5 protein-coding genes are annotated in these 10271 nt (G+C 38.3%); 3 read left to right on the top strand and 2 right to left on the bottom strand.

The features are described 5' to 3' along the window. The first annotated feature begins 11 nt into the window (after positions 1-11). The gene (locus tag HC728_RS14445) at positions 12-5471 is read left to right on the top strand and encodes an Ig-like domain-containing protein (RefSeq protein ID WP_370539791.1); all 5460 of its coding nucleotides are present in this window, start codon (positions 12-14) and stop codon (positions 5469-5471) included. A gap of 124 nt (positions 5472-5595) precedes the next feature. Then, positions 5596-6231 (top strand): pyridoxamine 5'-phosphate oxidase, encoded by a 636-nt coding sequence (pdxH, locus tag HC728_RS14440; RefSeq protein WP_065595997.1) that lies wholly within the window; start codon positions 5596-5598, stop codon positions 6229-6231. A 70-nt stretch (positions 6232-6301) separates the two neighbouring features. Here pdxH and punR read toward each other — a convergent pair whose 3' ends face one another. Then, complete coding sequence (gene punR, locus HC728_RS14435; RefSeq protein ID WP_065604822.1) at positions 6302-7210, bottom strand: DNA-binding transcriptional activator PunR; 909 nt, start codon at positions 7208-7210, stop codon at positions 6302-6304. A gap of 130 nt (positions 7211-7340) precedes the next feature. Between punR and punC the strand changes: the two genes are divergently transcribed. Then, positions 7341-8534 (top strand): purine nucleoside transporter PunC, encoded by a 1194-nt coding sequence (gene punC, locus HC728_RS14430; protein WP_065623279.1) that lies wholly within the window; start codon positions 7341-7343, stop codon positions 8532-8534. Between the two features lie 76 nt (positions 8535-8610). Here punC and HC728_RS14425 read toward each other — a convergent pair whose 3' ends face one another. After that, positions 8611-10251, bottom strand: a complete 1641-nt coding sequence (locus HC728_RS14425) for a DUF342 domain-containing protein (protein WP_054775132.1) — start codon at positions 10249-10251, stop codon at positions 8611-8613. Between the last annotated feature and the right edge of the window lie 20 nt (positions 10252-10271).

The following is a 10271-nucleotide window of genomic DNA, read 5'->3' as shown; positions in this document are numbered from 1 at the left end:
CATTAGATTTTGTGCTTGATACGCAAGCGCCGAATGCTCCGACGATCACATTGGATACTGACTCGGGTATTAGTGATGGTGATTTATTAACGAATGATGGTTCATTCACAGTAACGCCAAGCGAAGTTGGCAATACAGTTGAATATCAGGCTGCAGATGGCAGTTGGTCAACAATCCCTCCTGCGGTGGTTGAAGGTGACAACTCAATTACAGTTCGTGAAACTGATGCTGCAGGTAATGTGTCTGGCTCAAACACACTTGATTTTGTTTTAGATACTTCTGCAAATGTAGGTTCTGTGATTGTAGATAATATCACTGAAGATGATGTAATTAATGCTAGCGAAAGTGGCGAGACCATCATGGTTTCAGGTACAGCAATAGGTGGCGATATAAGTAAAGATGATGTTGTCACCATGATTATCAATGGGCAATCTTATGAAACTACGGTTAATCAAGATGGTAGTTGGAGTGTGGTTGTTGAAGGTAGTGATTTAGCGGCAGATACCGAATTTGAAGTATCTGTCAGCTCAAGTGATGATGCGGGCAATATAGTCGAGAGTAAAGTTACATCGCTTCACACTGTTGATACTCAGACTGGTACTGACGGCGCTGCACCAACCGTAGTGATCACAGAAGATAGTAGTCCTAATGATGGTTTAATTAGCGCTTCTGAGTTAGTTGGTGATATTGACGTGAGCATTGGTTTACCGATAGGAGCTTTAGAAGGTGAGATCATTACCGTAAGTGATGGTAACACAACAAAAGAGATCACTTTAACGGCTGCTCATTTAATCGCTGGTACTATAACAACAACGTTCCCAAGTCCTGGTGAAGGTAATGAGATTAAAGTTACTGCAACGCTAACGGATAAATATGGAAATGAATCAGAGACTGGCGAAGACGTTGCGGTAATTGATACCTTAGCAGAAGGTGGCGCTGTTACGGTTGCTAATATCACAGAAGATGATGTTATTAATGCTAGCGAAAGTGGCGAGACCATAATAGTTACGGGTACCGCAATTGGTGGTGACATCAGTAAAGATGATGTTGTTACTATGATTATCAATGGCCAATCTTACGAAACGGTAGTTAATCAGGATGGTACTTGGAGTGCTGAGGTTGCGGGTAGTGACTTGGCTGAGGATACCGAGTTTGAAGTTGTTGTGAAATCAAGTGACGATGCTGGTAATACCGTAGAAAGTAAGGTGACATCAACACATACAGTTGATACTGACGTTCTGACGGAAACCGATGGCGATGGTAATACTGGTATCACTTCAGATATCACTGATGCTACAAATAGTGGTTCTAATGATGACACAATCACTAATGATGCAACGCCTGATATTACGGGCGTAACAGAAGCGGGAGCTAAGGTAACCATTACCTATAGGGACGCATCAGACACGTTACGCACAGCTACGAGTACAGCAAGTGCTAACGGTGTTTATACCATCGCAATTTTGCACGCTTTAGCTGAAGGTTCTAACCTTATTGATATTGTTGCTGTTGATTCAGCAGGAAATACCGTATCAACTACACAAGATGTAACGGTTGATACTAAAGTGCTGACAGAAACGGTTGGGGATGGTGATTTAGGTATTACTTCTGATATTACAGATAATACTAATACAGGTTCAAACTCTGATACCGTAACGAATAATACAACGCCAGATATCACCGGTGTAACTGAAGCTGGTGCTAAGGTTACTATTACTTATACCGATAAAGATGGTGTTATTCATACCACCGACGAAGTGACAGCAAATCAGAATGGTGAATACACCATATCTCTTCCGTATCAGTTAAATGAAGGAGCAAATGCATTAACCGTAACAGCAATAGATATTGCAGGTAATAAGACAGAAGTAATACAAGATGTCACTATCAACGTAGATCCTATTGCTAATGATTTTGACATTCAGTTGGTTGATGATATTAGCGCTCAATTTAGTTTCGACGCATATGTCAGTGATCTTGAAGATGACGAAAACGATACAGATAACAAGTTTGTAGACATTACGATAACTGATTCGCCAGAGTTTGGTACGCTTTATGTTGTTGATGGAGATACTAGAACTGAAATTACATCTTCGACAATATTAACGGAGTCAGATCAAATTGAATATGTTCTGGATGGATCGATCAATGACGATTTAAGTTTTAATGCTCAAGAAGACTTTGCTCCAAATTACTCAAACGGAAGTGTTAACTCATTTACATTAGCAAGTGGTGTTATTATTTCTGGTGGACAATTTACCGGAGATAGTCCTGATAATACCAGTACGCTAACCCCTGAAACGCTTTATTATGATAACGTTGCTCAAGAAACAGGTTTAGGTGTTGGTAACAGCGAAATCGATGTAAAAACAAAAGATTATGTTGAAATTGACTTCAGCAATGTTGGGTCACCAAATACCACAGCGGTAGTAATAACTGAAGTTAATATGGATTTTGGTAGTGTTTGGGGAAATTATTCAGAAAACAGCAGTGCTGATGCCAAAGTTCAAGTATTACTTTTCAAAGATGGGGTTTTAGTTGGTGAAAGTCCTTATACCTTTGATGATGAAAGTAACGGTATTTATGATGGTAGTGGCGAGTTTACCGCCAATATTCAGCTTGATAGCGGTTTTGACCAAATTAGAGTTTATACCATTCATGGTGAAGGTTCGACATCATCAAATTCTAATTTGACCCTACAAGGTGTTGAAGTAGTTGATGCCATGGTAAGTGAAGATATTCACTATCAAGCTACAGATAGCGATGATGCGATAGATACTGGTGTTATTACTATTTCTACCGATAGTACTGATAAAGCCACGAATAATGCTCCAATTGTTGATAACTCAGTATTTAGTGAAACGTATGAAGATGTAGCTATTCCACTAAACTTAAGTGAGTTACTGATAAGTGATTTGGATGGTGATGATGTAACTCTAACTAATATTACCGTTGATCCAGCATTTGGTTCTTTAGAACTTATTTTCAATGGTAATGAAGTAATTGGGGCCACATTTACTCCAGTTGAAAATAAACATTTCGATAGTAACTCACCTGTTGAATTTACGATTACGGTGAGCGATGGGCATAAAACCTCAACAGGAACTGCAGAAATGGTTGTTAATGCTCAAGCAGATAAACCAACGGTTTCTTTAGTTTTAGGCGAGCCAGTTATTACTAATTCAGCACCTAGTTTTGATACTAGTGATGTTGAAGCGATTAAAGAATATTTTGAAAATGGCGGCACTATTCCTGGGGTTGGCAATGTAACTTACAACGCTGCGATGGTTGTTGCTGATGATGGAAATAACTTAATCATAGGTACTCCACTAGGTGATAACTTAATTGGTGATTCTATTCACGGAACAGGCAATGATGTTTTTGTTGGTGGCGGGTTAAATGACTCTATTTATGGTGGTACAGGTCCTCTTGATTCTGGTGTTGATGCTGTTATTTATAGCGGAAGCATCGATGAATATTTAATTACGAACCAAGGTGGATCACATGGTGGAGGCGTTGATCACTGGGTAGTTACAGATACATTGGGGCGTGATACAGGCTACGATCATACAGCACCAGAAGATAATGGAGATCAGTTATATCAAATTGAACGACTTGTGTTTTCTGATGCGATCGTTGAGTTAAACCCAGATGGTAGTTATACGATCATACAAAATGTTGAGATCCCATTAGATCTATCGGCAAGTGTTACAGACCTTGATGGCAGTGAGTCGCTGGAATCGTTAGTATTGTCTGGACTAAGTGAAAATGCAGTAATTTTAGATGAGAATAAGCAGCCGATTGGTACTTATGATGAGGCTACGGGTAGTTGGATTCTTCCAGTTGGTACGGGAAATCAGACTGTTGATTTCAGTAACCTGAGTATTCAAGTTCCTAAGTCTGAATCTGACTTTACATTAAAGGCGACAGCAACAGCGATTGAAGCATCAAATTCTGATACTTCTTCTGGGGAGGCTGAAGCAACCTTACCACAAGATATTTTAGTTGATCAGGGTGGTTCATTACCGACAACATTAATTACTCTTGCTCTTGATTCATCAGGAAGCATGGGAGATGTTGAAGTCGATGATAAAGAAAGAATGCAATTAGTCTTAGAATCATCTATTAAGCTATTAGAAGATATTCAAAATCAACCAAATTCAGGAACAGTGCAAGTTCAACTGATTGATTTTGATAATCGTTATTATGATGATGAAAATGACACAGCCACCTCTTTAGGGTGGTATTCTGTTGCCGATGCAATTACTCATCTACAAGATGCTATCGAGATTGAGATGATTTCTGACCCTTACCACATAGGGGGAGGAACAGATTATAGTGAAGCTATCTATGCGATACTTGATGGGTATTCGAATGATAAGATTCCGAATGACGTTGATTTATCAAATACAAATGATGTGATTTACTTTATTAGTGATGGCCAAAATAACGAAGTAATACCTGCAGATCTTTTAGTTCAATGGAATGAGTTCATTGAAGATAAAGAAGTCAAAGCGGTAGGCGTTATAAATGATGGTACAAATAATCCATATTTAGGTGGGTTAACTGATATTAGTGATAATGTTATTTATATCGAAGATAAAGAGTTATATACGGTACTCCCTCAGCTTAAACCTACTATTGGGCAGCAAGGAGCACTTACTGGTTCTTTAACTGGAATTGCTAACTCAGAGCTTGTTATTGAGGCATCTAAAATCAATGTATTAAAAGTTATAGATCAAGATGGAAATGCATCCTCAGAAAATGTGGACATTAATCTTTATGAAGAGAAGCTTCAGCTTGTAACTGATTACGGTAATTTATTGATTAGTAAAGATGGAAGTTACTTATTCCAACCTATCGATAACCCGACTCTCATTGATAGTGGTAAATCGGTTACATATGAACTTGCCTATACTGTCATTGATGGCGAAGGTGTTGAGCATTTACAGCAAGCAACGCTTAATGTTAGTCCTTCTGATGAAACGAATATACAGATCAATCATTCATTAAGTGGTTCAACCGGTAATGATGTGGTTATTGGTCGCGATGAAGATGACGTTATCTTTGCTCATCAAGGTAACGATATTCTAATAGGTGGTCTCGGAGATGATATCTTAGTTGGGGGTATTGGTGATGACATCTTTAAATGGGTTGATCAAGGTGCTGATTCAGGAATTGATACCATTAAAGATTTCACTAAAGGTGAAGACTTAATTGATATTACTGAAATATTAAATGATGATATTCATCAAAATGATCTTAATGATTTACTTGAACATATAACCATCTCTGAAGATGGTGATGATTTAACGCTCTCGATTACGGATGATGCAGGTAAAGATCATACGATTGTTGTTGAGGGAGGTGTTGGTTCATTTGGGTTGGACAATGCTAATTTCTCAAATCAAGCGGAGATCCTAACTAAACTACTTGATGAGCAGCTTTTTAAATTAGATGACACTATCTAACTTATTGTTAATACAAAATTTAGGGTCTAATTAGGCCCTTTTTTTATATCACCTCTTGTTTAGCTCGTTTCAAAAGAGCACAATTTATGTGGATTGGAATTAAAGAAGTCGAAGTGGGATTTACATGGAATTAGAAGATATTCGTCGTGATTACAGCCTTGGTGGTTTACGAAGAGCCGATTTACCTCAAGAGCCTGTAGACTTATTTGAGTTATGGTTAAAGCAAGCAGTAGAAGCTAAATTAACAGATCCTACAGCGATGACAGTAGCTACGGTGGATGAGAATGGGCAGCCATTTCAGCGCATAGTGCTGTTAAAGCATTTTGATAAAACAGGTTTTGTTTTTTATACCAACTTAGGTTCTCGTAAAGCGCAACAGTTAGAACATCATAGTAAAATATCACTGCATTTCCCATGGCACCCACTTGAGCGTCAGGTTCATATTACAGGCACTGCTGAGAAATTAACGGCTCTTGAGAACATGAAATATTTCACATCAAGACCAAAAGAAAGTCAGATAGCCGCATGGGCAAGTAAACAGAGTAGTCGTTTAACGGCAAGAGCCGCTCTTGAAGGTAAGTACCTCGAGTTAAAACAAAAGTTTGCAAAAGGAGAGATCCCTGTTCCTAAGTTTTGGGGCGGATTTAGAATTAAGATCGATTCTATAGAGTTTTGGCAGGGAGGAGATCATCGACTTCATGACCGATTCTTATACAGTAAAGATCAAAATGATTGGCAGATCGATCGTTTAGCGCCATGATCTTGTCGTTATTCATTTTGTATTAAAGCTGAAAAAGCGATGATCTTATGACCATCGCTTTTTTAATAACCTAAAATTCTTTTAGCCATTCACTATTAAGCTTGTCGCTATCACCTAAATAGTCTAGTAACCACTGAATCGCAATAGATTGATTATTATTATTCCAAGCTAAACAGCATGGGCTAGGAGCTATATGGTGTTCAATTTTTTTACTGATTACTTGCCCGGTTTCTAATAATCGTTTAGCTCTGTGATTAGGAATAACCCCAACTCCTAAGCCATCAATAAAACACTGTTCAGCGCTGTGCCAATTGGGAACGATTAATCGACGTTGATTATCTAATAGCCATGTTGAACGCTTAGGTAAGATTTGAGAGGTATCCTCAAGGCAAATCGCTGGGTATTTAACTAATTCTTCATTAGGGATGTCATGTTCAAAACTTGCTAGAGGATGGTTGATGCTGACGATAAAATCCCATGCTAACTCTCCCATAGGGCGATAAGAAAAGTCACCACCAATAGGAATTGTTGCTGTTGCACCAATACCAATATCCGCTCTACCTGTCATTAATGCATCCCACACCCCATTAAACACTTCCATCGTTAGTTGAAGTTCAATATCAGGAAAAGTAGCGTAAAAATCACGTACGAGTTGATTTACACTGTTTTCTCGAACCACATTGTCCAATGCAACCGAAACACTTTGTTGCCAACCATTAGCAACTCGCTGAGTATTAAAGCGAATTTCTTCCATATCTTTTAATAACTTTCTGGCTTGGTCTACAAAATAAGTACCAGCGGCTGTGAGCTCTACTCGCCGATGAAGTCGAGTAAATAAAACAACAGTTAAGCGATCTTCTACTGATTTAATCGTATAGCTAATCGCACTGGGTACTTTGTGTAATTCATCTGCTGCTTGGCTAAAGCTGCCCAGTCGAGCTACGGACTCAATAGTGATTAATTCATGATATGAAAACATAAAATACCTGATGGTTATTTATTCACATCAAATAATTTGATGCAAAGTGCAAATTATATCGTTTCACAAGAGTAGCAACTAGCACATAGAATGCAACGAATTTTAAGAATGTTCAGCTTTGGAGAAGAACATGGAAAATAAACAACAATCGATTCCTTATATTTGGCTTGCTGGCTTAAGTATGCTTGGTTTCTTAGCAACAGATATGTATTTACCTGCATTCGATATCATCCGCGGTGATTTAGGTACAACAGAAAATATGATTGGTTTAACCCTAAGCATTTTCTTGTTAGGTATGGCGATTGGTCAACTTTTTTACGGTCGATTAACTCAAAAATTAGGTACGAAAAAATCATTAATCATTGGTCTAAGTATTTTTGCTATCAGCAGTTTAGCTGCTTCATTTTCAACCAGTGTAGAAATGTTATTAGTTGCTCGTTTTTTCCAAGCGTTAGGTGCGTGTAGTGCAAACGTTATTTGGCAAGCAATGGTAATTCAACGTTATGATGCAAAAACATCACAACGTGTTTTCGCTACCATCATGCCACTTGTTGCACTTTCTCCTGCGTTAGCGCCATTATTGGGTGCTGCGATTGAAAAGTTCTACGGTTGGTCAATGATTTTTGTAACACTAACTGTGATTGGTGTTGGTCTAGCATTGCGAACTTTTGTAGATAAAGAACCAAAACAAGAAAAATCGACGTCAACAAAAAGCATCACATTTCGTGATGTTATCAAGTCAAAAAAATTCACAGGTAATATGCTAATTTACGCAGCAAGTTCAGCAATTTTCTTTGCGTGGCTAACCGGTTCACCGTTCGTAATGACGCAAATGGGTTATTCAGGTGCTGATATCGGTTTAAGTTATGTTCCACAAACTATTGCGTTCATCGTTGGTGGATACGGTTGTCGTTGGGCATTAGAGCGTTTTGATGCACAAAAAGTACTGCCGTGGATTTTAAAACTGTCTATTGCAAGTGTGGGTACGGTGTTCTTAGTATCGTGGAGAATGGATGTATCTTCTATTATCCCAATGCTAATTCCATTCTGTTTCTTAGCAGCAGCAAATGGTGCAATTTACCCAATCGTAGTAAATAACGCATTAGTTGATTTTAAAGAAGGCAGTGCAGTAGCTTCTGGTCTACTTAACTTTTTACAAATGTTGTTCTGTGTAGCAGCAAGTGCGATGGTTTCAAGCATTAGTTACCTAGGTGCAATCTCTATGGGTAGCATTATGTTATTGCAACTTGTGTTCTTATTTATTGGTGCTGTTATGGTATTCAAAGTAAATAAAGAAGAAAGAGCAGCACTTGTTACTCAATAACCAATTAATATATTGGTGAAGAAAAATAGCATTGAGCATTATTGCCAATGCTATTTTTTTATCTGAAGAAAAGAGATTATTTCTTTTTGATCATGATGGGTTCTACATCGATTTCATAACCAGAATAAGAAATTTTACTAGGGCTATATTCTCTCTTTGTAACTAAGTGATGTGTGTTAAATTGAACATCTACTCTAGGGAAAATCTTATTGGTTACAAAGACCGTATTTTCTTTTAAACCATTATTAAATGTGATTTGCTCTCGTTGAAGTTTTGAACCTAAAACTTGCAAGTCTTGCTCTGATTTTTCCTTTGAACGCAGGATCTTTTCAGCTAATTCATTGGGTTGTTGCTCCATATGAATATTTGAAATTTTAATCAGTTGAGTTTTAACTTCATTTATTTGCTTTTGAAGTAAATGAAGGTTCTCTTTTTGAGTTTCAAAATCATGAAAAGCCTGAACTTTGGTATATGCGCCACCTTCTATACCAAGGTTAGCGGTTTTAATTGCCCCATTTGCAACTAAGTTACCACCGCTAATGGTTCCATTTCTTTCGGCTTTATCAATCACAAAAATCGAACCTAACGACTCAATTAAGCAATGATTAGCATGGAGCGTAATATGAACATCCTGATGCGCCATTAAATGTGCATTCTGAGCCAGTTTTGATGTGATAGTACCTTCTGAACTCACTATGCAGGTCAATGGCTCTCCATCTTGAACAGGACGACCGATAATACCGTGCATGACGGTGATATCGTGTTTTGCCGTTACTTCTGCATTTTCGATAAAACCACCGACAGTAATGCTCCCTGTGGCGGTAACTTTCATTCCTGATTCAATATCTTGTTGAATGAAAATACTGCCCTCAAAAGAGACATGACCAGATGTAGCGTTAACGGTTTTTAATGTCAGTAAGTTATCAATACCAACGCCAGATTTATTGATTAATGGGCTACCATCAATATCTGCAATCAGTAAGTTTGGATCGGTAGGAGCAAGAGAAGAGCCAGGGTAAAGTTGGAAAGGAATGTCCGTTCCTGGTGTAGCAGTAATGATTTTTCCAGTAATGGTTTTGCCATTTATGCCTTGTGTTGCAGGGATCCGCCTCATTAGTGGCGTATTTTGTTTAACGCTAATGACATTACCTAGATCGCGCATATCTACATGGCCATCATCGGTTTCTTGTGGCTGAAGTACACGTTCATGAATGTTGGGTACTAAGGCTTCAAACTGTGTATCTTGTCCTTCCACTGCTTCTCGACCAACAGCAATAACATCTGAGTAGGTTTCTCCCGGAGCAAGATCTTTTCCTTTGAGCAAGAGAACTTTTAAAGCCTCCTTTTTTACGCCTTTAGTGATGCCATTTTCTGTTAATGCTTGAATGATTTCAGGGCCACGAACAGGGTGACCGCCATAAGCTCCAGTCACTGTCATTGATGCCTTCATTTCATCATCTTGCATATGAACGACGAGTTGAGCATCTAAGCATTGAGCAATCATGACATTATTAAGTGCGGTAATTTCGCCATTGTTAATTGCAGCAGTGATTTCATCAATATTACTTTGATATTGGTAATAATGACCCACTCCCATTGCACTCAACGCATTATCTATGTCTGAGTAAGCAATAGGAGAGGTAAGTGATGTATCTTCTGGGATCACAAAATGTACAGCAGATTTTTTTTCTGAAAACGCTAAAAACTTTTCAATCATCCTTTTTCCCAAGTAATGAA

The sequence above is a fragment of the Aliivibrio sp. S10_S31 genome (assembly GCF_014694495.1).
Classification (GTDB): domain Bacteria; phylum Pseudomonadota; class Gammaproteobacteria; order Enterobacterales; family Vibrionaceae; genus Aliivibrio; species Aliivibrio fischeri.
This window is presented reverse-complemented; position numbering and strand designations above follow the sequence as displayed.